The 25,255-nt window shown below is 36.2% G+C and carries 22 protein-coding genes; 6 read left to right on the forward strand and 16 right to left on the reverse strand.

From position 1 onward, the window contains the following. Positions 1–298: 298 nt before the first annotated feature. The 7 genes from WAZ07_RS09450 to WAZ07_RS09480 form a co-directional block, all read right to left on the reverse strand. Entirely contained in the window at positions 299–1,234 is a 936-nt protein-coding gene (locus tag WAZ07_RS09450) for an ATP-grasp domain-containing protein (protein WP_336472221.1), read from the reverse strand. A 125-nt stretch (positions 1,235–1,359) separates the two neighbouring features. Next, a complete protein-coding gene (locus WAZ07_RS09455; RefSeq protein ID WP_336472222.1) occupies positions 1,360–2,433 on the reverse strand; it encodes a sulfate/molybdate ABC transporter ATP-binding protein in 1,074 nt (357 codons plus the stop codon). 1 nt (position 2,434) lies between these two features. Beyond that, positions 2,435–3,295: a sulfate ABC transporter permease subunit CysW gene (gene cysW / locus WAZ07_RS09460; RefSeq protein WP_336472223.1), complete on the reverse strand. Its 861-nt coding sequence runs from the start codon at positions 3,293–3,295 to the stop codon at positions 2,435–2,437. Positions 3,296–3,310: 15 nt separating this feature from the next. Next, the gene (gene cysT, locus WAZ07_RS09465) at positions 3,311–4,147 is read right to left on the reverse strand and encodes a sulfate ABC transporter permease subunit CysT (protein ID WP_336472224.1); all 837 of its coding nucleotides are present in this window, start codon (positions 4,145–4,147) and stop codon (positions 3,311–3,313) included. 32 nt (positions 4,148–4,179) lie between these two features. After that, positions 4,180–5,220, reverse strand: a complete 1,041-nt coding sequence (locus WAZ07_RS09470) for a sulfate ABC transporter substrate-binding protein (protein ID WP_336472225.1) — start codon at positions 5,218–5,220, stop codon at positions 4,180–4,182. 176 nt (positions 5,221–5,396) lie between these two features. Continuing rightward, entirely contained in the window at positions 5,397–5,957 is a 561-nt protein-coding gene (locus tag WAZ07_RS09475; protein ID WP_336472226.1) for a GNAT family N-acetyltransferase, read from the reverse strand. A gap of 296 nt (positions 5,958–6,253) precedes the next feature. Continuing rightward, complete coding sequence (locus tag WAZ07_RS09480; RefSeq protein ID WP_336472227.1) at positions 6,254–6,952, reverse strand: hypothetical protein; 699 nt, start codon at positions 6,950–6,952, stop codon at positions 6,254–6,256. Positions 6,953–7,729: 777 nt separating this feature from the next. On the opposite strand from WAZ07_RS09480, the gene WAZ07_RS09485 reads away from it, so the two are divergent. Continuing rightward, positions 7,730–8,722: a zinc-dependent alcohol dehydrogenase family protein gene (locus tag WAZ07_RS09485; RefSeq protein WP_336472228.1), complete on the forward strand. Its 993-nt coding sequence runs from the start codon at positions 7,730–7,732 to the stop codon at positions 8,720–8,722. Between the two features lie 281 nt (positions 8,723–9,003). Here WAZ07_RS09485 and WAZ07_RS09490 read toward each other — a convergent pair whose 3' ends face one another. From WAZ07_RS09490 to WAZ07_RS09500, 3 genes are all read right to left on the reverse strand, one after another. Beyond that, entirely contained in the window at positions 9,004–10,536 is a 1,533-nt protein-coding gene (locus WAZ07_RS09490; RefSeq protein ID WP_090915672.1) for a fatty acid--CoA ligase family protein, read from the reverse strand. 135 nt (positions 10,537–10,671) lie between these two features. Continuing rightward, the gene (locus WAZ07_RS09495) at positions 10,672–11,661 is read right to left on the reverse strand and encodes a lipoate--protein ligase (protein WP_336472229.1); all 990 of its coding nucleotides are present in this window, start codon (positions 11,659–11,661) and stop codon (positions 10,672–10,674) included. Between the two features lie 9 nt (positions 11,662–11,670). Then, positions 11,671–12,405 (reverse strand): MBL fold metallo-hydrolase, encoded by a 735-nt coding sequence (locus WAZ07_RS09500; protein ID WP_336472230.1) that lies wholly within the window; start codon positions 12,403–12,405, stop codon positions 11,671–11,673. 160 nt (positions 12,406–12,565) lie between these two features. On the opposite strand from WAZ07_RS09500, the gene yhfH reads away from it, so the two are divergent. Continuing rightward, entirely contained in the window at positions 12,566–12,694 is a 129-nt protein-coding gene (yhfH, locus tag WAZ07_RS09505; protein ID WP_090915666.1) for a protein YhfH, read from the forward strand. A 39-nt stretch (positions 12,695–12,733) separates the two neighbouring features. Here yhfH and WAZ07_RS09510 read toward each other — a convergent pair whose 3' ends face one another. From WAZ07_RS09510 to WAZ07_RS09520, 3 genes are all read right to left on the reverse strand, one after another. After that, entirely contained in the window at positions 12,734–13,747 is a 1,014-nt protein-coding gene (locus WAZ07_RS09510; protein ID WP_090915663.1) for a LacI family DNA-binding transcriptional regulator, read from the reverse strand. Between the two features lie 1,028 nt (positions 13,748–14,775). Continuing rightward, on the reverse strand, positions 14,776–15,744 hold the full coding sequence (locus WAZ07_RS09515; RefSeq protein WP_336472231.1) for a carbohydrate kinase family protein: 969 nt from the start codon (positions 15,742–15,744) through the stop codon (positions 14,776–14,778). A gap of 45 nt (positions 15,745–15,789) precedes the next feature. Further along, positions 15,790–15,885 carry a GH32 C-terminal domain-containing protein gene (locus WAZ07_RS09520; RefSeq protein WP_336472370.1) on the reverse strand — a complete coding sequence of 32 codons (96 nt, stop codon included), beginning with the start codon at positions 15,883–15,885 and terminating at the stop codon, positions 15,790–15,792. 177 nt (positions 15,886–16,062) lie between these two features. Here WAZ07_RS09520 and WAZ07_RS09525 point away from each other — a divergent pair, with 177 nt between their 5' ends. Beyond that, complete coding sequence (locus tag WAZ07_RS09525) at positions 16,063–16,767, forward strand: hypothetical protein (protein WP_336472232.1); 705 nt, start codon at positions 16,063–16,065, stop codon at positions 16,765–16,767. 175 nt (positions 16,768–16,942) lie between these two features. Here the strand turns inward: WAZ07_RS09525 and WAZ07_RS09530 are convergent, their stop codons facing one another. Beyond that, on the reverse strand, positions 16,943–17,419 hold the full coding sequence (locus WAZ07_RS09530; protein ID WP_090915657.1) for a hypothetical protein: 477 nt from the start codon (positions 17,417–17,419) through the stop codon (positions 16,943–16,945). 647 nt (positions 17,420–18,066) lie between these two features. On the opposite strand from WAZ07_RS09530, the gene WAZ07_RS09535 reads away from it, so the two are divergent. Then, positions 18,067–18,597 carry a stress response protein YvgO gene (locus WAZ07_RS09535; RefSeq protein ID WP_413788881.1) on the forward strand — a complete coding sequence of 177 codons (531 nt, stop codon included), beginning with the start codon at positions 18,067–18,069 and terminating at the stop codon, positions 18,595–18,597. Positions 18,598–18,972: 375 nt separating this feature from the next. On the opposite strand, the gene WAZ07_RS09540 is transcribed toward WAZ07_RS09535, so the two are convergent. Together WAZ07_RS09540 and WAZ07_RS09545 are read right to left on the reverse strand one after the other, a co-directional pair. Next, complete coding sequence (locus tag WAZ07_RS09540; protein WP_336472234.1) at positions 18,973–21,489, reverse strand: YhgE/Pip domain-containing protein; 2,517 nt, start codon at positions 21,487–21,489, stop codon at positions 18,973–18,975. A 184-nt stretch (positions 21,490–21,673) separates the two neighbouring features. Continuing rightward, the gene (locus tag WAZ07_RS09545) at positions 21,674–22,246 is read right to left on the reverse strand and encodes a TetR/AcrR family transcriptional regulator (protein WP_336472235.1); all 573 of its coding nucleotides are present in this window, start codon (positions 22,244–22,246) and stop codon (positions 21,674–21,676) included. 220 nt (positions 22,247–22,466) lie between these two features. Between WAZ07_RS09545 and WAZ07_RS09550 the strand changes: the two genes are divergently transcribed. Then, a complete protein-coding gene (locus WAZ07_RS09550) occupies positions 22,467–23,867 on the forward strand; it encodes a zinc dependent phospholipase C family protein (protein ID WP_336472236.1) in 1,401 nt (466 codons plus the stop codon). A 532-nt stretch (positions 23,868–24,399) separates the two neighbouring features. Further along, a complete protein-coding gene (locus WAZ07_RS09555; RefSeq protein ID WP_336472237.1) occupies positions 24,400–25,092 on the forward strand; it encodes a hypothetical protein in 693 nt (230 codons plus the stop codon). Positions 25,093–25,255: the final 163 nt, after the last annotated feature.

Raw genomic sequence — 25,255 nt, forward strand, 5'->3', positions numbered from 1 at the left:
TAGGTGTTATAATTGGATATTTTGATGGATCAGATATGGTAGGAGAAGAAGATATAATTATTATTTTTCTTCCTATTACAATCGTTTTTACTACGGTTATCATTTTAATTGGGATATCCGGTAATAAATTCATTTACAAAAGGACAAGTTTGAGCATATTCAAATATTGTCTATTTAGCTCATTCGTTTTTATTCTAGCATCTATCATCGTAATGTTTACATTAGATCCTTTAAATATTACTTACCAATTCAAGTATATGTAAGAAAGCTGCCTCATCAGCAGCTTTCTCCCTATCTATCATATTTTCTCTAATTCACTACCAAGAAACTTCGCAATCTCTAACATACCGTATTTGCCAACAACTGCTTCGGCATCAGCATTGTAGTTTGTGTTTGTATTAATGTCGTAAGTGAAAATTTCTCCATCTGCATTTCGAATGAACTCAATGCCGGCGATTGCGATATCATTCGCAGCTAAAACTTCCTCATATTTTTGAATAATCGGGTCGTTAAAGCCCTCAATAATTTGAAACTTCGGTTTTTCCGGTGCTTTCTCTCCAACCGGGCAGAACAGATCGCCAATTTGACAAGCATCAGCTGGGCATAATTCGAAGCCTTTCGATGTATCGACTTGAACTGCATACACAAATTTCCCGCCAACAAACTCACAACGTGTAATGTAAGGCTCAGGAGATTGAATGTATTCTTGAATTAATGTAATCCCATCTACTGGCTCTTCAAATGCTGCACTTTCTACGTAATCTTTTAGGGAAGCAACAGACTGAAACAGTTGAACGCCTAGTCCTTTTCCAGCGCGGTTATGCTTCGTAATGAATGGACGTCCTTCAAATTGCGCTGCCGCTTCTATAATATGTTCTTTACCAACAGCAGCAATTGTCTTCGGTGTTTGGATTCCTTGTGCATTCAGTGCCATATACTGCGCAACTTTGCTTACTTCCATCTGAAGTGCTCTGCTTCCGTTGAATACTTTTCGATTATGTCTCTCTAACCAAGCAAGGACAGCCCCTGTAAACTCTGGTGCAAAACGGTGATTTCTTGTATGAGAAGAAGCGCTCATCCGGTTATAAAATACGCCGCTCGGCGGTACAGACGAAAGATCAACATTCCCTTTGTCCAAATGCCATTCTTCATAAGGAAGATCGAGTTCTTCCAATCTTTTCGTTAGATGTCTTGTCCATTCTGTGTTTTCATGAATAATGTAAATCTTTTTCAAGGGGAATACCTTCTTTCTAAATTGTGATTATATTCATTATACTCTTTTTATTAATCTGTAAAATACTAATTTTACAGATTAATAAAAAAAACGAAAGACGACACGAAGCGGCTTTCGTTTTCTTACTAAATAACAAAGTCCTCTGGTATAAACACCTTTACTTCTTTCAGATGTGCATATACAACTTCTCCTGTTCGAATCTTGAGCTGTTCAAATTGCTCTTTACTCACTTCTGCTTCTAAATATTCGTCTGCGTCATCACGTTTTAATTCAATATATACAACAGGACCGACAGCGTGTGTGTAGATAACTTTTGCTGGGATGGCATCGATGCCTTGCTTTGTTCGGGTAATAGATAATTGATGAGGCCGCACATATGCAACAGCGTCAGCATCGGAAATATGCACATGCTCCGGTGCTTCTAATTCAATAGAACCTAAATTCAATTTTCCTTTCCGAACACGACCGTGAAATAAATTTACATTTCCTAAAAAATCATATACAAATGGGCTAGCTGGATTATCGTACACTTCTTCTGGCGTTCCCATTTGTTCAATGCGCCCTTCGTTCATTACAACAATGCGATCCGCAACATCCAACGCTTCTTCTTGATCATGCGTTACAAACACACTTGTAATTTGAAACTCATCATGTAGTTTCCTGAGCCATCTTCGCAATTCTTTACGCACCTTTGCGTCTAATGCACCAAATGGTTCATCAAGCAGCAAAATTTTTGGTTCAACTGCTAAAGCCCTCGCTAACGCAATCCGTTGTCTTTGTCCTCCAGATAACTGCGCGGGATAACGCGCCGCAAAACCATCCATCTTCACAAGTCTTAATAACTCAAGCACCTTTTCTTCTATTTCTGCTGCGGACGGTCTTAGTTTCTTTTTGCGCACTTTTAATCCAAACGCTACATTTTCAAATACATTCATATGTTTAAACAGGGCATAATGCTGAAACACAAAACCAACTTGCCGATTTTTCACATGAATATCCGTTAAATCTTCTCCGTCGAATAAGATCGCACCTTGATCCGCTTGTTCTAACCCCGCAATAATTCGTAATAACGTCGTTTTCCCAGAACCAGATGGACCTAACAGCGCAACGAGTTCCCCTTTCGGAATTTCTAGATTAATTTGCTGCAGAGCTTGAAACGTACCGTATTGTTTCCATACATTCTGAATTTGAATACTCATCCTATTGCCTTCCTTTCCATTCAATCCAGTTCTTTATAATTAACGTAACGATCGCCAGCAATGACATTAATGACGCAACCGCAAATGCAGCGGAAAATTGATATTCATTATATAAAATTTCAATATGAAGTGGCATTGTATTCGTAACACCTCGCACATGTCCCGATACAACAGAAACTGCTCCAAACTCTCCAATCGCACGGGCATTACATAAAATCATGCCATAGAGTAACCCCCATTTTATATTAGGCAACGTAACACGAAAGAACATGTTCCAGCCGCTTGCTCCTAGCGATAAAGCCGCTTCTTCTTCACTTGTTCCTTGCGCCTCCATAACAGGAATCAATTCACGTGCTACAAAAGGGAATGTGACAAACACAGTGGCAATTACAATACCAGGCACTGAAAAAATAAGCCGCACGCCATGCTCCATGAGCCACGCCCCTAATTCACCGCGAGGCGTAAATAGTAATACAAAAACTAACCCGGCAATAACCGGCGAAACTGCAAAGGGCAGTTCAATGAGTGATAAAAGAAATTGTTTCCCTCTAAAGCGAAATTTTGTAATCAGCCACGCTGCCGCCACGCCAAATATCGTATTAAGGGGGACAACAATGAGAGCAACAATAATTGTTAGACGAATCGCAGAAACCGCCTCACTATCTGTAATAGCGGCAATATACACATTCATTCCACGCTCAAATGCCTTCATAAAAATCGTCGCTAACGGCAACAAAAGAAATACAGATAAATAGATAACAGTGACCGCAATGAAAATGATGCGAATCACTTTCGATTCTGTCGTGACTACTGGTGTCTGCACTGTTTTTGGTCTAATCGGTTTCACGAATGAAGGTTCCATTCTTTCCTCCCCTTTCTATTCATTTTGCAATCCACGTTTTTGACTCCAGCCCTGAATGAGATTAATAGTGAACAGGAAGAAAAGAGAGACAACCAGCATGACCGCTGCCACAGCCGTCGCACCTGCATAATCGTATTGTTCAAGTTTTGTCATAATCATCAGCGGAGCAATTTCTGTTTTAAGCGGCATATTTCCAGCAATAAAAACAACAGATCCGTATTCCCCTAGCGCTCTTGAAAAAGCTAGCGAAAATCCCGCTAATAAAGCTGGTAAAATTTCCGGAAAAACAACCTTCCAAAATACTTGTAAACGTGATGCTCCTAAACTAGCTGCTGCTTCTTCCACTTCCTTCTCCATATTTTGCAAGACAGGCTGCACCATACGTACCACAAAGGGCAATCCAATAAAAGTTAAAGCAACAATAATCCCAAGTGGCGTAAAAGCTATTTTTATATGAAACACATCAAAAATTTTTCCAATCCAGCCGTTTTGAGAATACAAAGTTGTAAGCGTAATACCCGCAACCGCAGTCGGCAAAGCAAAAGGCAAATCAATTAACCCATCAAGCAGCCGCTTTCCTGGGAACGAGTAACGAACAAGTACCCAGGAGATTAATAAGCCAAAACAAACATTTACAAGCGCCGCTGCCAGTGAAGTTGTAAAACTAATTTGATACGCATGCAATACTCTTTCACTTGTAATCACTTGAAAGAATTTGCTCCATCCTAACTGGGAAGTTTGGATAAACACGATAGATAATGGGATTAAGACAAATAAGCTTACATATAACATCGTAAATCCAAGAGAAATTCCAAACCCGGGTAAAATTTTCTTCCTACTCTTCTTCCTCATACTCTTTCACCTCATTACATCATCTGCTTCAATTATTTTTGGTAGATTTTATCAAAGACACCGCCATCATTGAAATGCGTATCTTGCGCTTTTTTCCACCCTCCAAACACTTCATCAACTGTAAACAATTGTACTTTCGGGAACTGCTGGGCATATTTTTCAGCTACCTTTTGATCGCGAGGACGGTAAAAGTTTTTCGCAGCAATCTCCTGCCCTTTCTCTGTATATAAATACTCGAGATATGCCTCAGCTATTTTACGCGTTCCCTTTTTATCGACAACTTTATCCACGACAGCTACTGGAGGTTCAGCAAGAATACTGATAGATGGTGTAACAATTTCAAACTTGTCTTTCCCTAGCTCTTTTTGTGATAATAATGCCTCATTTTCCCAAGCAATGAGAACATCACCAATCCCTTTCTCTACAAAAGTCGTCGTTGCCCCGCGTGCTCCTGAGTCCAGCACTTCTACATTTTTATATAGCCGACTTACAAATTCTTTTGCCTTTTCTTCACTATTATTATTTTTTTTCAAAGCATATCCCCATGCACCTAAATAGTTCCAGCGAGCTCCTCCCGATGTTTTCGGATTTGGCGTAATAACAGAGACCCCTTTTCTCGTTAAATCATCCCAATCTTTAATTTTTTTCGGATTCCCTTTTCGAACAAGAAATACGATTGTCGATGTGTAAGGAGTCGAGTTGTTAGACAAACGTTTCTGCCACTCTTCCGGTAACAGTTTCTTCTTACTAATGGCGTCAATATCATATGCTAATGCAAGGGTCACAACATCCGCTTCTAGTCCATCAATGACCGAGCGTGCCTGACTGCCTGATCCTCCGTGAGATTGCTTCACAGTAACCGTTTGACCACTTTTTTCTTTCCAATATGTAGCGAAGTCCTTGTTGAAATCTTGATACAATTCCCGGGTCGGATCATACGATACATTTAAAAGTTCAATAGACTTTCCTGATTCTGATTTACTAGTAGATGTCGTCGACGCACACCCTGAAAACAGAAGCAACGTCGACAACAACACGCCAGCTTTAATTGATGTTTTCCCCCGCAACTTCATCTATATCCCTCCTTGTTTTATCAATAGAAAAAGGCACACAAACGTTTCACAAAGTGAATGTTGTGCGCCTTCAGTTTCTCTGATTAGCTTTTATTATTTCATTTTTTTCTTTATTTTAAATACATAATTCCGATATGTCAACTATGGAATTGAGCGATTTTACACAAAAAGTAATACTAACCAATTAAAGATTGCTCCCACTCTCTTCGTAAAATCCCCATTTTAATTGCATCAAAATATTTACCATCTACCATTCTTGCTTCTCTTATTCTTGCTTCTTCTTTCATCCCCAATTTTTCTGCAACTTTCATCATTCTTACATTTCCTGACCAAGTTGACATCCCTAATCGATGCAATTCAGTAGATTTGAATAGGAACTCAATCCAAAGTTTATAAGCCTCTGTACCATATCCACCATTCCAGTAATTTTTATCATAAATAACGATACCGGTTTCTAACCAATTCGTATTTTTATCTACCCAATAAGCACCTACTGTTCCAATTAATTTATCTTCAGCAAAAATAATTAGTGTATTAGGTACGTTTGAAATAATTTGAGAATCTTTCTCCCAGCTTTTTAGAAATTCTTCTTTTGTTATTTTTGGTTCAGGTATGTACGGACCATTCCATTTCTTCGCTTCTTGTTCCTTTTCTTCGTATTTCCAATAGTATAATTCATCAAGGTCTTGATGAGTTGCTTCTTTTAATACAACTTTTTGTCCGACGATTTTAATCATAATAAGTAAGTTTCCTCCTAAGTATCTATCTCATTACATATATTAATTTTATCATAGAATTCAAAACGCCTTTCTTTTTAGGGGCGAACGAGAGCATCTGGCCTTGCATAGAAGCGGTCAGGGCTCTTTCCTGCCACATGCGAGGTTTAAAACAACAGGAGCAAGCAAGTACAGGTCATGTTGTATTCTGCATAGCAGCAATTTATGTGTCTGGAAATTAAAATGGACTTATATATGCTGCTCTATTAGCATAAAAAAGAAATGAAAACAACCTTATTATCCGTGAACAAATAGGACTACGTATGCTTTTTCACCCAATCACGAATAAATTGCTGTTCATCTGAAGTAAAAGCAAAATCTCCATAACGGATTTTTTCGTACAATCCTACTATTTCATATGAACAACCAATACGTGTAAACCACTGTTGGATCGTTTCATAGGAGCGTCTTTGTTTAGCCCCCGGTAGCTGTCGTTCCCACTTCACCAATTCAGCGCGTATAGGATGATGAGGTAACAAATCGTTTTTTATCTTTGCAGAAGAGAGTGGGCCTGATTTGGAAAGGGGCTTCTTCTCATCTATCGTATCTTGTGGCAATTGCTTTTGGTTTTTTCTAGATCGATAAATACGCCAAATAGTGATTAATATAATAATCGTTATACAGATATAAGTGATTATATTTTGTATATCAGAAGTTTTTCCTGGCTGTAAGTTAGGAATGAGCGTACCTTTTGCCCCTTGATATACTTCGTCTTCAAACCAGCGACCATGTCTGCTGGGATCATCTGCTTCATCACCCACACTAGAAGTTTTATAAGGTTTCCCTTCACCATCCACCCAATCTGTAAATCCCTCTACAATGTCAATGCTATTACTCTTCATCGCTTCCTTCATTTTTTCTCGTGAATATAGGGCTCCTTGTGATAACGTACATGCTGCAATGATCGTAATACAGACGAAAATCAAACGAAACCTAGCAGCTCCCCACTTGTTCATATGGTCTCCTTTCTATTTTCAAATTTAGAACCAGCTTGTTCATTACTATAAATTAAAATATATTCAATTTTTTGTAAAATGTAAATGCATTTTGGCATTACATATAAATACTACTAATAGTAATTTCTTAGGTAAGAATTTTGTACAAAATTTAATTTGATTTACAGTACTTTGCAACAAAACCATATTCTTGATAAAATAAATTTAAAAATTTAATTATACGATTGGAGAGATAAATCATTAAAAAATTTATAGTAGCTTTTCTTTACTCATTGATTAGCTTAATTATTTCGCTAAATCTGTTCGGAATGATTATGTCTCCAAATAAATTAGAGTGGCCGGAGTTTTTAGCTTTTACCATAGTAATAGGAATTTATGTAGCACCCATAGTATTAATAGGCTGTATAATTGGTGAATTATTATATAGATTTTATATAGTCCCTAAATCCTTACCTTTCAAACTAGCTTTAGTTATATATACTCTATTAGGTAGTATCATAATGTTATTGATTATAATTTTCCTTGGTGGAATTTCCCAAAATATTACCGACTTATTTGTTTTATTCTTAATAGGTCTTTCAACTATTTGTTCTATCGTTTTTTTTATAAAAAGAAATACATACAAATGAAAAACGTCGTAAACACGACGTTTTTAAAAATGTTACAATGTTCTCAACCTTATTTAGCTTCTGTTTTAAAGGCCCTTTAATTAAACTAAAGAGGCAGTTTAATTAAAGATGATATAGTGAATCTGATTATACTAAGGGGAGAATTGTTTTGCGTGGAAAATGTATTACATTTCATGAGTTCGGTAGTCCCAAAAATGTGTTAAAAGTTGAAGATAAAAGTATAGAACCGCCAAAAAACAACGAAGTTTTAGTTCGAATGTTAGCAAGACCTATAAATCCATCTGACTTAATTCCAATAAGGGGTGCATACGCACATAGAATTTCTTTACCCAATATACCTGGTTATGAAGGAGTTGGCATTGTAGAAGATGTAGGTTCTTTCGTTTCCAAAGACCTCATTGGCAAACGTGTTTTACCTTTACGCGGGGAAGGTACTTGGCAAGAGTTTGTTAAGACATCAGCAGACTTTGCGATTCCTATACCTGATTCAATTAATGATTTTACAGCATCACAAATGTATATTAATCCAGTTACAGCATGGGTGACTTGTACAGAAATTCTAAAATTAAAACCTAATGATATTTTATTGGTTAATGCTTGTGGTTCTTCCATTGGGCATCTTTTTGCTCAATTATCGCAGATTTTAGGTTTTCGATTAATTGCAGTTACAAGAAATAATAAATACACAGAAGAGTTACTTCATCTTGGAGCTTCTTATGTAATAAATACTTCTACTGTTTCACTGTATGAATCAGTGATGGAATTAACAAATGGAATGGGTGCAGATGCTGCTATTGATTCCATTGGAGGCTCAGATGGAAACGAATTAGCTTTTTGTTTACACCCTAATGGTAATTTTTTAACCATAGGTCTTCTATCAGGGATACAAGTAAATTGGAAAGATATCGTAAATATAGCAAGAGTAAATGCTAATATGTTTCATTTACGGAATTGGAATAAAAATGTCTCAGTAGATAAATGGCAAGAAACTTTTCATCACTTGATCCGTTTAATAGATGATAAAAAATTACGTTTCATGATGGTAGATTCCAAGTATGACTTGATAGATGTGATCAAAGCTATTGATGTAGTCGAATCTGTTAAGAAAACTAACGGGAAAGTATTTTTAACAAGCTATTAACTTAATTCTTCTTTAACTTATGGAAGCAGGAGTTAAAGAAGAAAAAATAATCTTTTGGCTATTACTAAACAAGGATTTTCAGCTATTTGTTCTATAGTTTTTATAAAAAGAATGTAACTACTCAGTCACTCTATGAAAAAAAGCAGAAAAGCATTATTTTAAATGGCCAGGGAGGGACTGGCTATGTATAGGAGCGGTCAGGGCCTTTTCCTGCCACGCGCAAAGTTTTAAAACAAAGAAAGGCAGCAGTTCACAATTGAACTGCTGTTTTTTCATTCCCCTTATACTTGCAGCGCTTTCTCTTTTAATGCTCTTCTTAAAATCTTTCCTGTCGTGTTTTTCGGAAGTTCTTCTAAAAACTCAATGCTGCTTGGTATTTTATATTTCGCAAGGTGAAGCGCGCAATACGCCATTAGTTCTTCTACTGTCACATTTGTCGTTTTCGGTACGACGTATGCTTTAACCGCCTCGCCTAATTTTTCATCTGGAACTCCGATTACAACTACTTCCGCAATCGCTTCGTGCATATATAACACTTCTTCTACTTCACGCGGGTAGACGTTATAACCGCCAACAAGGACGATATCTTTTTTCCGGTCTACAATGTAAAAATAACCTTCTTCATCCATTTTTGCTAAGTCGCCTGTGTAAAGCCAACCATCTCGAAGTGTTGCGGCCGTGTCTTCTGGCGCTTTGTAATAGCCCTTCATTACATTCGGGCCACGAACGATTAATTCTCCCACTTCTCCAACTTGTACTTCATCACCTAACTCATTGACAACTTTGTTTTCCACATTCAAAATGTTTGTTCCAATCGATCCTGGTTTACGTGGACGATCAAGCGGATTAAAACAAGTGACAGGTGATGCCTCTGATAAACCGTACCCTTCTGAAACAATAGCATGGAATCGTTTTTCAAAGTTTTTAAGAAGGGCAACAGGCATAGATGCACCGCCAGAAATACAAAAACGAAGTGTCTGAACATCTTCGGCACTTGCGTCCTCATGTAAATATAAATAATTGTACATCGTTGGTACGCCAGCAAATATCGTAGCTTCATATGTACGGCAAATACGGAATACTTCTTTCGGGCTAAACTTCGGTAACATTAAAATCGTGGCGCCGTTTACAATTGGCGCATTGACAGCAACCGTTAAACAAAATACATGGAACATCGGCAGCGCTGCAATTACACGGTCATGCTCTGAGTACTGTAAATACGAAGCAACATCGTTCGCATTACTATATAAATTTTTGTGCGTTAACATCGCACCTTTTGGCTTTCCTGTCGTTCCTGATGTATATAAAATAACGGCAACGTCTTCTTCTTGTATATCCGGACCTTGATAAGCGAGGTCCCCGCTCGCCACTAAATTCGTAAACGTTTTCAAATTTTCGGTTTCTTGATGAGTTGAATCTGCTGAGGTTTCACAAATAATGATATTTTCAATAGAAGGAAGTCTAGATGTAAGTGATTGCATAACTGGTAGAAGGATGTCTAGTGTGATGATTGCTTTAACGTCTCCATTTTGTAAAATGTAATATAATTCATCTGGTGTATAAATCGGATTGACTGGAATAACTGTTGCCCCGGCACGCATCGCTCCGTATAAACCGATTAAAAAGTGCGGCGAATTCCCAACAATTAATGCGACATTGTCCCCTTTTCCAATGCCCATTTTTGCTAAATTACTAGAAAACTTTATGACCATTCCGTTAAATTGGTCATAAGATACCGACTGATCCTGAAAAATATAAGCCGGCTTGTCTCCTTTCTTTTTCACCGTTTCGGCTAATCTTTGAACGAGATTCACAAAACCCCCACCTTATGTAAAATTTAAAAAATTCTAAATACATTATATTAAAAGAAAATTGCCAGTGCAAGTTACATTTCATAAAACATATATAAAAAAACAACCACACGTAAGATATGGTTGTTTTTTTAATGGTTAAAAGAATAAAGATAAGAAATCTTCTTTTGTTATATTGCCAAAATAACGTAGTACTTCGACATCAGCTAGCGCCGTCGCAAATGCTTCCTGATCAAACACCTTACCACTTAAGCGCTCTTCGATGTCACGTACATCTTCAACACCGAAAAAGTCCCCGTAAATCTTGCATTCTGAGACTACGCCTTTTTGCACTTCTAACCGAACATCTACTTGTCCAATTGGGAAACGATGTGAATGCTGTAAGTTAAATTTTGGAGATTTCCCGTAGTTCCATTCCCAATTTCGATAACGTTCTTCTGAGATTTTATAGATTTCTTTCCAATCTTCTTCCGTTAATTCATACGTTGGAATCTCATTTTCCCCTTCAAAAATATTTTCTAAAAGCAACTGTTTAAATTCTTCAATTGTAATTTTCTCACTTAAAAATTCTGCAATATTTGCAACGCGGCTGCGAATCGATTTAATTCCTTTTGATTGAATTTTATCCATCTTTACATTTAACGCCGATACAACATGGTCGATTTCAGAATCAAATAATAACGTACCGTGACTAAACATACGTCCTTTTGCAAGGAACTGGGCATTACCAGAAATTTTTCTTCCTTCCGCTAAAATATCATTGCGGCCGCTTAATTCTGCGTTAATTCCTAGTTTTCCAAGTGCTACTGTCACCGGCTCTGTAAACTTCTTAAAGTTATGAAAACTATCTCCATCATCCTTCGTGATAAAACTAAAGTTTAAGTTTCCTAAATCATGATACACAGCGCCGCCGCCAGAAAGACGTCTTACAACGTGAATTCCCTTTTCACGTACGTAATCAGCATTAATTTCTTCCACTGTGTTTTGATTCTTCCCGATAATGATAGATGGTTCATTAATGTAAAACAGTAAATACGTTTCATTAATGTTTAAGTTTTTTACACAATATTCTTCAATCGCTAAGTTAATCGTTGGATCTGTGATTCCTTTATTATCAATAAATAACATCGTTTCACCTCAAGATTCCCAAACGTAACCGCTATGTGCGAGTACGATGCGGCCGTTAAAAATTTGTTTTGCCTCCGTTACCAAGTCTGATAACTCTCCTGCATGCGGCAAATGAGTTAAAAGCAGTTCTCCTACATTTGCATGTTTTGCAATTTCTCCTGCTTCTGTACTATTCATATGCCCAGCTTTTGATCCATCTTGATGTGCATACATGTTACATTCACAAATAAATATATCTGCATTTTGTGCAAATGAAACAAACTCTGGAATATAGCTCGAATCCGCTGTATATACAACAGTTTTCCCACCTGCTGTAATACGCATCGCAAAGCAAGTTACTGGATGTAATGTTTTTAAAAACGAAATAGAAAACGGACCAACTTGCAATGTTTCTTCCGGATGATATGCAATCCCCTTCGTATAAGGCGTATGTGTTAACGAGGCAAACCCATTTTCGTCAAAGGTATGTCCATAAATCGGCAGTTCTGGTAATACTCCATTTGTCAGGCTTGTAACTAAACGTGCATACTGAAGTACCCCAATATCAGCAACATGATCGTGATGATAATGCGATAATAGAACCGCATCTATGTCAGAAGGCGTTATGTATTTTTGAAGCTGTGCTAGTACACCGCTGCCACAATCGACAAGTAAACGAAAGCCATCGTGTTCAAATAAATATCCAGACGTTGCTTCTCCCACCTCTGGAAAACCGCCCCAAAAGCCGACAACCGTCATTTTCATATCCGTTCATCCTTTCTGTTTCACTTTCTATTTTACATTCTTAACTATAATTGATTTTCTACACATTTTCATTATTTTCAACTTTGTTATAAAACAGTTGTTGACTTTAATCTTTTGTACTAATACAATAATACTAACAAATGAAAATGGAGGGATTTACATGTTAGATCAACCGATGGAGTTTTTTAGAAATTTACCGGCAAAAACTTGTTCCCATTGCGGAAGAGAGATCGATGAGCAGCACGAAGCGTACCACAATAAGTGCGAAGATTGTACGCATGAAGAATAATAGATTATAAACATAAAAAAACCTAGCAGATATCATCTACTAGGCTAGCATCATTGTATTTTTCACTGTCGACCCTTTCACCAAGAGCTCCAGTTCAAACTCGTACACTTCTTTATTTCGATAATTTTTCGTATGAATTTTATCCATCATCAGTTCCACAACTTTACGCGCCATTTCATCAATTGGCTGATCAATCGTCGTAATGCCTGAGTCTGTAATTTGTGATAAGAACTGATTATTAAAACCAACTACAGCTAAATCATCAGGAATGCTCCAGCCCTGTTTGTTTGCTTCTGCGATAATTCCTGCTGCGACTTCATCTCCCCCTGCCAAAATAGCGGTAGGATTTTTTTTGTCTTGCAAAAACTCATAGAATATATTTTTTCCATCATCAATGGAGTAAGCGCTTTCAACAAAGTCAATTGACTCCACTTGTTTGCTTGCCTCTGTTACAGCACGCAAAAAGCCCATTTTTCTCTGCTGGTTGATCACCTTTGTCTCTCTGCCACGGCAAAAGACAAGATGACGATATCCTTGATCTAATACATGCTTCGCTGCTATGTACGCTCCCTGTGCATGATCAAAGTTTACAGTTGGAATGTTTGCTTCTTCAATATATTCATTGCATAAAACAATCGGTCCATGCTGTAAATAAGGCTCAACATCTTCCCAAGCATTTTCAAGTGAACATAAAATAATCCCATCTACTTGTTTCGTAGATAACAATTGTAAATACTCCAACTCTTTCTCTGGTAAATATCTTGTTTGACAAATAATCAGTTTATATTTATGATCTGAAGCCATAATTTCAATCGCCTCAATAAATTTACTGAAAAAAGGATTTGTCACACGCGGAACCAATACTGCAATTGTTTCCGTCTTTTGCTTACGTAGTCTTCTCGCCGCAGAATTCGGAACAAATCCAAGATGCTTCATTGCTAATTGTACTCTCTTTTTCTTTTCGTCGGATACATACGGATGGTTATTAATCACCCGAGAAACCGTTGTTCTTGATAACCCCGCTAATTTCGCTACGTCCTCGATCGTCGACACGAAATTCTCCCCCTTTAAATGAAAACGTTTTCTTAACTAGAATTATATAGTATATAATTGGAAACTGCAACACACCTTAATAAGAAATTACTATATTGATATTGTAAATGTTAAAAACAAGAAAAGTATACTTATAAACAGTAGAAAAAATATCGTTATAGAGGGGTATCAAGTTAATATTTTAACATACTCCAAAATACAAATTGAAAAAACAACAGTTCTATAAAAAATAAAAAAGAAACAATCGCGTCTACTGACGATCGTTTCTTCTTTGTTTTAATGCTCAAATGGTAGGTCAGACGTCAACTGCCCTTTTTCATTATGATTCACCACTACGACTCGATTATGCTCTATCAAAAAAACACCCTCTAACATTAGTAATGTCAATACATAAGCCACAAAAGTTTTTTCATACGCCGTCTTGCATACAGATAACTTGTTGTTAAGCCAATGCTTGCTTTGTCTTCCTCTTGAGAGTATCTTTCACTACAGTTTCCAGTGAATGTTTGATGATACGATAAGCTCACCTGTCTGAAATGAATCTTCTTGCATTTGAACTAATAATTGATTTTTTCCTCTGCATGGCCTTCTCTGTATAGTGCCATCGTCAACATAATTACCCCTAATGAACCTGTAATCATTGCTTTTTTTCCCTTTCATATTTTTCACCTCGCATAATTTCCTGAGTTATTCAACTCACCTTAAGTATAATGTCTGTTTATGTCGAAAAAAAGAGACAATACCAATTTTTCAATAATTTTCTAACAATTGTAAAATTATACATTTCACTAAACAGAAGTTCTAATTGTTAGAGTTAAAAAAGAAAACACACTTGAAGGGTATATAGTAAGAAAAACAAAAGAAGATATTACGAAAAAGTTACACCTTTACACTTATCCTTGCATGGCATAAGAAGAAAAAATAGTGGGGGAAGAAAAGGCCCTGACCGTTTCTATGCGCGGCCAGATGCTCTCGTCCCCTCAAAAGAAAGAGGGCTTTATATCGTTTTTTACTTGTATATAAATAGGTCACCCTTCAAGCAACTGATAGATATCTTCTTTTACGGGAATAGAAGATATTGCTCCTTTTCCTGTCGTAGTAAGGGCACCGCTCGCATTCGCAAATGTTAGTATCTCCTGCCAATGCATATGAAGCACCTCTTCTACATTTTGTTGTCTCACGTTTTTCTCTAGCAATTTATACAGGAAACCGCCAATAAATGCGTCTCCTGCACCTGTTGTATCCTGCACTACAACACGATATCCATTTGATTGATACTGTCTATCTTTCATATATAATTCCGCACCTTGCGCTCCTTTTGTATAAATAACAACCTGTACATCTCCTATAAATAAGGACTCAATCGCCTCTTTTGGATCAGAAATGCCTGTAATAAACTCTAGCTCTTCATCTGAAATTTTAACGATATGTGCAAGCGGAATAAATTCCAGGATTGTTTTTCTACAATCTTCAGCATGTTTCCAAAGCGACAGGCGTACGTTAGGATCGAAGCTGATAATCCCTCCATTTTCTTTCGCAGAGCGAATCGCCTTTATATGCGCATATTTCATCGGGCTTTCTACTAAATCAACGGAACAAAAATGAAGAATATCACCTTTTTCAAACCAGCTTTCATCTACCTCATTTTCATGAAACAACAAATCTGCAGAAGGATTGCGATAAAAAGAAAAATCACGTTCACCATCTTCGCGTAATGAGACGAAAGCAAGGCCTGTATTGGCTTCATTCGTTCTTGTAACCTTGTCTGTATTTACACCTACTTCTTGTAATTGTTCTAAAAGGAAATCGCCAAATGCATCGGTACCTAGTTTTGTAAGCATGCATGATTTTCCACCGTATTTTGCAACTGCAGCTGCCACATTCGCAGGTGCTCCTCCTGGAACTCGTTGAAATTCTACTACATCTTTTAGCGCCTTTCCCTTTTGAATAGGAATGAAATCAATTAAAACTTCTCCAATTGCATATAAGCTCTTCATACATTCCACCTCTTCTTATTCATAATCCCATTTTGTTGCTTGTAATCATACACTTCCTTCTTCAGCAAAAAAATAAATTTCTGTGCTGTCGGTTCTTGGAAAGATACGACTGGTACATACTTGTTCTCTATCATTATGGATTTATATACTTTGAATACCAAAAGTTATTGTAAAACACATCTGCACTCCCATACAACGAAACTCCACCTTACAATTTTGTAATGTTAATGTAATAATACGGAATTGTTCCTAATATATGTTTTTCTGTAAAATAATAGATATAGAGATCATTCAAACTATTTTTCAGGGGGAACAATCGTGAAAAAGGGCATCATCGTACTAGTAATCTTATACATCGTCCTAACTGTACAAACCATCAATTCACTTTTTGGAAAGGAACATTATAACGACGCTGTAAACAAGCTAAAAGAAACAAAAGAAGTATCCTCTTTTCAAACAGCGAAAGACGGTGTGATCCTATTAAAAGGAAACATAACAACTGAACAACCCGTTACAGATGAAACAAAAGTAAATAAAGAATTTGCTTTACTCGAAAAAAAATCATATAGAAGAAAAAAAGCAAGTTGGAAAACTACGGATACAGAAAAACATATTGCCGCACATCTTTCTGTAAATGGTGAGTCACTTCCTACTCTAAACGAAAAAGAAGTTCGCTTGGCAATTGAGCCTATTCCACTTTCTTCACAAGACATTGCTACGACTGAGGAATACACTTTAAAAAAAGACGACACGCAATTAACGATACATAGTAAAGGATATCGCTATCACGGGATTGAAAATAACATGGAAGCTCTAATTTTTGGCGTTAAAAAAGGAAACACACTTGAAGGATATAATGGTTCTGAAATTATAATAGGTAAAACAAAAGAAGAAATCACAAAAAATATGAAAATGAAAACATTCGCCGAAAAATATGCACCATTTGCTTGGCTCATTTTCACGCTTATTCTTGTTAGTTACGGTATACATCATTCTCGTAAAAAGAAAAAGCTCTTTGGATAGATTGTTGTTTTTTGCGATAAAAATAAGACCTCCGATTAAATCGAGGTCTTATTTATTTATGAACTATAGTGATATTAATCTTCATTAAAATTTCCGAATTCAAACAATAATCCAAATACATGCACAAGATCGAATCCGGAAATCAGCTTCACGAATGTAAATATTGACTGCAATTTTATTTTTTGCGCACATTCGCATTTAGAATATTTTTGCATTTCCTGATAGTTTGTTTGATTTGCTGATTTTCAAAAAAATAAACCTCTGTACCTGACCAAATAAAAACCCAACACACAATGCTTAATACTCCTCCAATATAGGCATGATTGCTTGAAAGCTTCAAGTATATCACCCCAACAATAATACCAATCACAAACAACACAATAGTCTTTTTGACATTTCTAGCATATGTATATTCCTCTTCCTCCAAGAGATTAGAAAAAGTATTAAATGTGGCAGTCTTCAATGACTTTTCGTCAAAATCATTCTGACCGAAAAAAGATATTTCTATGTCTTTTCTTTTGCCACTGTGCAGCTTTGACAAAAGAAAATCTTCAAGGTCAGAGCTTAGGTGAACATCATCCGGGCTATAATATCTTGAAAACGGAGTATCCGTTTCATCTAAATAGATATTTATACTTAATTCATCTTTCATGTTAACCATCCTTTGAATTCTTTTTACTGTATATACAAGTTAAAAAACGGCATAAAGTGAAACTTCCGACAGTGGGGGTTTTCTTCATCCCCCACCTATCTTCTTTGCTTCGCTCTGAATCTTGAGGTGGGGGTCTTACTGCCCGTTAATGCGGGATAAAAATCCCCTTTCCTTTTAGGGGGATAAGAGCATCTGACCGTGCATATGTGCGGTCAGGGCCTTTTCCTGCCACATGCGAGGATTAAAACAAAGAGAGAAAGCGAATGCAGGTCATCGAAAAATGAAAATGGATGTATATAGTTGAAAGTCAACCTTTTATCAGTATGGTCAAGATCGCAACAATTCTTACGAAAACAGCAAAAGAAAAAAATAGCATCATATAATAAAAAAACTCCTTAACGTATAGGTAAGCGATTCAATTGTGTTCGAATGTAACATTTTTTACATTCACCTCCTAAATCATATGAAAATTATCTGTCATTTTTTTATCAACAAAAACTCAGTATCAAAAAACCTTGAGATAAAAGAAACTTTCAAAAATGTAACTATGTGAATTAAATATCACTACTTCAAGCACAAAATTTTGGAAGATAAAATCAAGTTGAAATAACATTTTCAAAATACAGGAGGTCTTTAACATGAGTAAAATGAAAAAATTTGCAGGAATCGCATTCGCAGGTGCTATCGGATTAAGTACAATTTCCATCCCTCACGCTAGTGCAGAAGAAAAATCTATCACTAACTACAACCAAGAAAAGGTTGCTTCTAATGAGACATTTCATTTATCTATGGAAAATCAACAGAATACTAGTTTAAAACTTGCAGCTAGCGCTAATTTAAATGTTAATGTTGATGTCCTAGGTATCGCTGATAGAATTAGAGATGCTGTCAATGCTAACGCTAATCGTTCCGGATTTGTAAAAAATGTAATGGAATCAACTTTTTACTCAGCAGGTCAGCGCTATAATGTAATGGTTTTTAATTTAAATCAAGGGTATGTTGAACAATTTAGAGGAGTTAAATTTTATGGTTCAACAAATTATAATGGAACAATTTACGGCATATGGGTGTTTGAAGACGGAGAATTCACCAACGAAGGAGATGGTGGATGGATTAACTGGGCATTTAAAGGTTGGTTTGATCGCAATGATAAGTATGTAAAATTTTATCGTCCATAATGTAAGTGCCTGAAAACCTAGCTTTAGTTAAATTGACTTCTTTATATATATATCCAAATTAAAAAACCGACATAAAAACCTCTTTTTTAGGGGGAGGACGAGAGCATCTGGCCGTGCATAGAAGCGGTCAGGGCCTTTTCCTGCCACATGCGATTTTTTAAAACAAAGAGAGAAAGCGAGTACAGGTCGTGTTGCAGTCTGCATAACAGCAACTTATATGTCGAAAAATTAAAATTGATTTATATAGTTGTTCCGTATGTTTTGCTCTAAAACAAGGTCAATTACATCATTAACTATACAGGTGGACGGTGAACCACAACTCACTTTCCATAACATAAAAAATCCTAAAGGCTACAAGCCTTTAGGATTTATCAATTATTCTGCGTCAGAAAATTTCCCATATTGTCGCTTATGCATCCAAGTTAATGTACCAATTGTTCCAAGTGATAACAGAACAATGAAGATCATTAAAATGCCTGCGTTTTGCCACATAAAGCCAAAGTCTCCGCTTGAAACAACCGCTTTAAGTCCTGATACAGAATATGTCATCGGGAACCATGCGTTAAATACTTGCAGCTGTTTCGGAATTAACTCAAGTGGGAATGTACCCGCACTTGTTGTTAACTGTAAAATCAATGTCAAGATCGCAATAAAGCGTCCTGCATCACCGAAAGTCGTTACTAAAAATTGAACTAGCGCAATAAACGATAAACTTGTAATAATACTAAACAATACGAAGTACGAAACACTTTGTACTTCAATATCTAACCAAGACAGTAATACTACATCCGCCACAAGCGCTTGAATCACACCAACTGCAAGTAGTACACCAAACTTACTAATAAACCAGCTAAATCCTGATTTCGGTATACCTACTGTTTCGCGTAACGGGAACACGATCGATAATAACAATGCCCCAACGAATAAACCAAGAGATAAGAAGTACGGTGTAAAGCCTGTTCCGTAGTTTGGAACTTCTGCCATTTTCTCAGTTTTCACTTTCACCGGACTAGCGAACATGTCATATTTGTTCTCGTCGCCTTTTGTTTCACTTGTTTTCTCAGCACCTTCGCCAAGTTTTGTTGCTAGTTCTTTTGAACCGTTATTTGCTTCGCCAAGACCATTTGTTACTTGACCTGAACCGTCTTGTAAACGAACTAAACCACTTTGGAAATCCCCTTTTGGATCTACGAATTGCCCTAGACCACCTGAGATTTTTTGCGAACCATCAAGTAATGCACTTACTCCGTTTGCTAGTGGACCTGCACTATCTGCTAAAGTGTTTAAACCGCCTGTTATTTGTCCTGAGCCATCGAATAAAGCATTAATTCCACTTGCTAATGGGCCTGCACTATCTGCTAAGGTATTTAAACCGCCTGTGATCTGTCCTGACCCATTTGCTAATTTATTTAAGCCAGTTTGGAATTCCCCTTTTGAATCTGCTAACTGGCCTATTCCTCCTGTTACTTGCCCTGAGCCAGTTGCCAATTTATTTAGACCTGCTATTGATTTCTCCGACAGCTGATTGATTCCTTTATTTAAATCACCTGCACCACTTGCAAGTTTCGTTGCTCCGGCTTCAATTTTTTCAGCACCTTTTTCTCCAGCCAAACCTTGTACGCCTTGCGCAACTCCTGCTGTACCTTTAGAAACTTGTTCATTACCAGCCATTATTGCTTGGACAGTTGGCTGTAGTTGTTTTCTATACTCTTCTGGTAAACTTTCAATTTGTTTATTTAAATCCGCTAAGTTTTTTGAAACTTGTTGAGCCCCTCCGGCTGTCTGTTTCGCAACACCACTTAGTGTATCAGCTTGTTTCTTCCATTCAGATACCCCTTGTGAAAGTTCAGAAGCTCCTGTGCTTACCTCTTGTGCACCGTTTTTAGCTGCTTTTAATCCAGATTGATAATCACCTTGTGGATTAATATATTGCTTTAATCCACCTGTAATTTGTTGCGAACCATCTAATAACTGACCTAAACTTGATTGCAATTTCCCTTCAGGATTAATTAGTTCATTTAGGCCACCTGTTATTTTTTGTGAACCACCTAATAACTGATTCACTCCACCTGGCATCGCGCTTACTTTACTATTTAACTCGCCTAAGCCATTTGTAATTTTCTGTGAACCACCTAATAACTGATTCACTCCACCTGGCATGCCACTTACTTTACTATTTAACTCGCCTAAGCCATTTGTAATTTTCTGTGAACCATCTGATAATTGATTCAATCCATCATTAGCTTTCCCAGATAATTCACCTAAACCATTTGTGATTTGCTGTGAGCCATCTTTTAACTTCCCAGTTCCATCATGAATCTTACCAGCTCCATCACTCGCATCAGCAAAGCCTTTAGATACATCTTTTAATGAATCAAACATTGTCTCAGCATATGTTTTTGTTACTGTAGCTGATACTTCGCTTTTAATTTTTTCAATGGCTGATCCACCAATTTGTGAGGATAAGAAGTTTAAGCTTTCATTTGGAATGTACTCTAGTTTTGATTTTTTAGGGTTTGCATCCAACAATGTTGTTGTATTTTTAGAAAAGTCACTTGGGATGCGGACCGTCATGTAGTATTTACGATCGTCCATTCCTTTTTTTGCTGTTTTCTCGCTGACAAACTCCCATTTGAAACCCTCTTTTTCTTTCAAGTTATCAACAAGTTCTTTACCAGCTTCAATCGGTTTTCCATTGTACACTACACCTTCATCAAGGTTTACAACTGCAACTGGTAAATCATCTAATTGTTTATATGGATCCCAAAACGCCCATAAGAACATACCAGCATACAATACTGGAATAAATAAGACTGCAATTATTGGAATTAAGATTTTTTTGCTTCTGATGATCGTAGCAAACTCTTGTCCAAGCAGTTTCAATCCTCGCATTGTTTACTCCTCCTTTTTTAATTATTGACCGTTTTGTTCATTCAGTCAGTTTTTGTAAAAAAAGAAGAAAATAACGACCAATTCATCCTCTCGTATGTTCTGCTATCTTCTTACAATTCCTCCTCCACAAACTTCTGACCGAATCATTCACTTGGTCATATTTTATAATAATAAGAGGATTATCTCATTTTGACAATCCTTTTAATAAATATAATTCAAAAAGTTCAGCAATATGCTCTTTTTCTAACGGTTCATGATATTTTTCCCAATCAAAAATGAGAGATATATACAAACGAACCATGATAAATGCTGTAATTTCTGGGTCACATGCCGTAACTTCACCTTTTGCAATTGCAGCTTCAAGATGCGATTTAATAAATGTAATAATTGCCGAATCCAATTGCTGCATAACATCTTGCACTTCTTTTGTTCCCATATCTCGTTCTTCTTGAATGAGCTTAATCATAAGTTGATGGTCTTTTCGAAATTCTAAAATACTGTATAATGCACGATGTACGTTTTCAAAAAATGACATAGTTGGATCGATTGTTGTTTCTGCGGCTTGTTTCATTTCTGTAATTAAATTAGAGATAATTTCACCAAACAACTCTTCCTTATTTTTAAAAAACGTATAAATTGTCCCTTTTCCGACATTGGCTAACTTTGCAACTTGATCCATCGTAGTTGCTTTATACCCAAATGCTGAAAAAGATTTTGTTGCTGCTTCAATAATTGCTCGTTTTCGATCAATTGCCACGTTTTCACCTCCAAAATGACCATTTGAACATTTTGGTCATATAGTACGTTTATGATATTACCATAGCTTCCCATCTTTTTCAAGTTTTATTTCTTATTACATTGTAACAAAAAAGTGTCAATGTAGGAAAAAACAAAAGAATCGTACATGGAAATATTGAAATCACTATTATTTTATATATAATGATTATTATAATATTATAGTTAGAAAGGAAGATAAAATGAAAAAAATTATCTCAACACTATGTATAGCTGGCACGACTTTAAGTATTTTAGGAGCATTCCCTCAACATAGCTATGCTCATCTCGATCAAATTGATTTAAATGAGAATGATCCCATTGCTGAAAAATGGTCTGCAGAGGCTCCGTATCATTCTGATAAAAGTACACATTTATGGATTGCAAAACAAGCTATTGAAATTATGAAAACAGAATCTAATGTGGAAACAAATAAACAGGCTGTAGACTTCTTAAATTTCCCGCAATATAAAGATTTATTTTCAAAAGGATTATATGATGCAGATTATAATTCTGAATTTAACGATGGCGGGTTAGGAATCGGCGGAGTTTTCAAAGGAGGATGGAAGTCTCACTTTTATGATCCTGATACTCAGAAAAATTATAGAGGTGAAACAGATCCAACAGCTCTTACACAAGGAAAGAAATACTTTTATGAATCTGGAGAGCATTTTCGAAATAAAGATTATGAAAAAGCTTTCTATTATTTAGGAGTAGCCACGCACTACCTTACAGATGCTACACAGCCTATGCATGCAGCAAATTTTACCGCAATTGATACAAGGGCTATCAAATATCATAGTGCCTTTGAAAATTATGTGACAACCATTCAAAATCAATTTGCAGTCAATACTGGCGGGAATTATAACGATTCTTTCACTAAACCTGAAGAATGGATTGATTATGTAGCAAAGGTAGCTAAACCTGAAATCCAGAATATCACTAATGACAATACATTGAAGTATTACAATAGTGGTAAAGAACAATTGTGGCAAGAGATGGTTATTCCTGCTGTGCAGCGAAGCTTAACAGCAGCTCAGCGCAATACAGCAGGTTTCTTAAATCTTTGGTTTAAAACTTTTGCTAAAAATGAGCAGGCTCCAAGTATAGAGAAGGCATTAATCTATGATGCAGAAGGAAATGTCGTAGAAGCAGGGAAAAACTATTATATCGTACCAAGTGAATCTCCTTATCAAGGTTTAACATTTAAATGGTATGCAGGAACTCGTTACGATTATGTGTTACTTGCAAATGGAAATAATAATACACAATCTGGTACACCTATAGAATTTGAATTTTACAAAGAAAATGACGCAAAATTGCACCATGGTGAGAGCGTATATCTTCACATGAAGAACTCGAATTATAATGAATATCAATATTTAAATTGGTCTAAGTATTCTAGTTGGGTTCACCTTGCTCAAAAATCTGATAGTTTAGCTGACTTTAAAATTCAAATTAATCCGAATAACCCTACAGAATATAATATCTTTACAGATGGTTATCCATTAAATTATGAAAATGTAAATGCAGAAAAAAGTTGGATTGTACTAGGTGAAAAAACGCAAAAACCTAGCTCATGGAAGTTTGTACCTTGCAGATAAATTGCTGCTACCTTTTCGTGCAGAATGAGTATTTTTGTATTCAACATAACAACTTATATATTGAAACATAAAAAGAACCTCACTCGTTCTTCTTATGTGAACTGTACCCCGAATCATGTCCCTGATTCGGGGTTTTTGTACGTCGTTGCCCACCACCACCTCGTTATAATGAAAACAATGATAAACTTAGAATAGTAAAATCGACGTTTTTTCATATCGAATTGCTTAGCTTATACGTTTGTTAAAATGTGGGCATTTATGGTGATACTTTACTTTTAAAAAAAACCATTATTTCCACATATTATAGATTGCAATTATAATTTTTAAAGTTATACTTTTTGTATAACTTTAAAAATTGGTATTACCAATTATAAACTATACAGAAATAATAACTACTTTGCGATACCACTACATCTTGTGATAAAACAGGTAAACATATTCTAACTATCTTATATCTTCATGAGGTGACTGAATCGTCACCAGAAATATTTATATAAGTTACGTATTAGGGTTGAGTTTTTAGGAGGTTTAAATGAGGAGAATATTGCCAGGGGCCATTTTGTCTCATACCCAGTATGGGTATTTAAAGGTGCCAAAAAATGTCAAAAGTCAGTGTCCTAAATGCGGTAAATCAAGTGAATTTACGTTAAAAACGAATTATTATCAAGTTACAAAAAGAGGATTATTCGCAGAAGGGATTTGTTCTGAATGTAAAAAGCCATCAGAATTTGTGCTTATGTTTAATTCGAATCGATTAAATAGAGAATTAGAAGTTTATATTTATAGTCCTTCGGATTTAAGAGATCCTTTGGACCAGCTCGAACGCAATAAACATATCCCTATAGACCTTGTCAGGGCATATCGCTCTGCTTTAAATGTCAGTCAGTCAAAAGATAATTCTGCTGCTGCAGTAATGTCAAAACGAGTTCTTGAAAGTGTCCTCAAACATTTTCTTGGAGAGGATAGTAATGGGCTGTCTCTTTCCCAGCAATTTCAACAATTGCCAAACTATATCGATTTAACTAAACAGATTCAAGATGTTGGCTACCTCGTTCATCCGGACGGTTCTTTTTATGAAATGCTTGAATTGAAACGGGAAATTGATGATGAAACAATAACTTTAGTAACAGAATTATTAGAAGTCCTTATCGAATATTTATTTGTGTTGCCTGAAAAAATCGAATCAATACATGATAAGATTGAACAGAAATTTAAAAAAGGGTAACACGTACATTTTAATGTTTTTATACGCTAAGAGATTTTCAAAAACCAATAGCATGATTTCAATTGGGATTTTGATTTTAATTTAAAGATAAGTTTTGAGACGCCATTTAAGCTATTTTTAGCTTTTTTTACGTTTTTTACGTTGAAGTTCATTTGTCTCAAAT

Source organism: Bacillus bruguierae (genome assembly GCF_037104725.1).
Classification (GTDB): Bacteria; Bacillota; Bacilli; order Bacillales; family Bacillaceae_G; genus Bacillus_A; species Bacillus_A bruguierae.